The 1,769-nt window shown below is 52.0% G+C and carries 1 protein-coding gene; it reads right to left on the bottom strand.

The window, feature by feature from the left end; translation table 11 throughout:
- Positions 1-298: 298 nt before the first annotated feature.
- Positions 299-1,018: a hypothetical protein gene (locus HY788_08665; protein MBI4774235.1), complete on the bottom strand. Its 720-nt coding sequence runs from the start codon at positions 1,016-1,018 to the stop codon at positions 299-301.
- Between the last annotated feature and the right edge of the window lie 751 nt (positions 1,019-1,769).

Below are 1,769 nucleotides of genomic sequence, written 5' to 3'. Positions count from 1 at the left end.
GCCTCCTTCTTGTTAGTGTAATGATATCAATTGGTTGTCACCTTTTTAATATCATACATTGCAGGAAGTTTCCACCCTAATTTGCGCGATTTTCTTTTCATAATAATAAGTTAGCTTCATGGTCAGACACTAGGTAATTCTTACTAACCATGCACCAACCAGTATCACAAAGGGCCAAAGTCCAGAACGCGGACAACAAGTTGTCCGCGCCACCCCACCCGAGATACCTCCATAGGACACAATTATAGACGATTTCCAAAAGGTCTCTCCTCATACCCCATGAACGGATACTCCTCTGTTATGTCCCTGGGGACCCCTTTTTCTTGTTCGTGCCTTTCATTTTGTCAAAAGCGCGGCGGGCCAGTTCCTCGGAGTACTTGTCCCAGGGGTGGGTCCCTCCGTCGTCTTCCCAGAGATCCACCGTGAAATGGCACCGGTCCGTGCCGCGGGGAATGATCTTGTCCACCACCGGGTGAAATTTCCGACCCGTGAACTCTTCGCACGCCCGCAGCATGCCTTCCACGAAATAACGCTGCACCCGGCAGTCAAAGGCCGTGTATCGGTCCTGGTGGGGACACCACAGAATATCGAACTCGCACCGCTTTTCGCTGGTAATCCAAGGGTTCTCCAGCGACGCATATAAAATGGTGTTGATGCCGGTCACAATGAACGAAGTCAGCTCGACATCCGGCACATCTTCCGGGAACTCGGAATCGTCAAGCAGTTGCCGGCAGGCTTCGTAACCGGCTTTACTGATGGCCCGTCGCACCACGGTCTGCCCTTTTTCACCGAATTCCTCTTCCACGGCCTTGAGAATGTTCAAAACCCCGGTGGCCTGCATGGTCCCCCACACAAAAAGAACGGCCGGGTCGAAATCGTCCCGGTCCCGTAACGCCCCGCGCAGGCTATCCACCGCTTCCTTGTAGGGCATCCCTAGTTTTACGCCTGAATAGGTTTTTTCAGGACGTGGTCCCTTGGACCAGATTCCTTCCCTGGTCGGGTATTGAGGTTTGGACATGTCATTCCCTCCGTTTGTTTTTGAGGACCGAACCCTGGCCGGGCGGTTTCAGACACCGGCATGGCCGCGGAAAAGTGAGCATTGGCCGTTCCTCGGACAAGGTAGCGCCATCAAAACCTGTCGTCAAAGCATTTGCGCCGCCTGTCATCGCCGGTGGCGACATGATGACCCGGTTACGATCGCCCCCAACCGCCGTCCAAGACCGGACGATGATCGGATGTAGCCTTCATGGTCTTCCGCCGTCTCCTATGTCCCATTTTGGCAAGGAAGATGGACTTGGCGGGCGATCCGGAGCTATACCGGATGTTGTGTACGTCTCCGTTTTTGATACACTGATTTGATGCACTTACCGGTTCCTCACTTCGACTTCGGCTGATCTGATTCCGGCGAATCCGGCGCTATGGTTGTGTTCACCGGTCACTGAAAGATCGAGCGGTTATACTTGAGCAAGGTGCTTTTCAACCATAATGCAAGCTATGGTTGAGTGCAAAAGTTCGACTCAATGGGCTTTAAAAATGAGTGTCTTATGCCGATCCGCATGACACAGGGCATACGAAAACGCTGATGAGGGAAAAATATGAAAACAGCAAAAGAGGAAGTAAGGTCCCTGATAGAAAGATTGCCGGACGATTGCACTCTCGAAGATATTCAGTACCACCTCTATGTTGTTGAAAAAATACGAAGAGGAACCCAAAGGGCGGAAACGGAAGGAACTCTGACCCAAGACGAAGTTGAAAGGAAGCTCAGCAAG

This window comes from Deltaproteobacteria bacterium (genome assembly GCA_016208165.1).
Lineage (GTDB): Bacteria > Desulfobacterota > Desulfarculia > JACQYL01 > JACQYL01 > JACQYL01.
The sequence above is the reverse complement of the archived record's forward strand: the minus strand, read 5'-3'. Positions and strand labels throughout refer to the sequence as shown.

Bases quoted from the DNA above. Each gene is read 5' to 3' on its own strand.
- HY788_08665 (MBI4774235.1), bottom strand. From the start codon at position 1,018: ATGTCCAAACCTCAATACCCGACCAGGGAAGGAATCTGGTCCAAGGGA.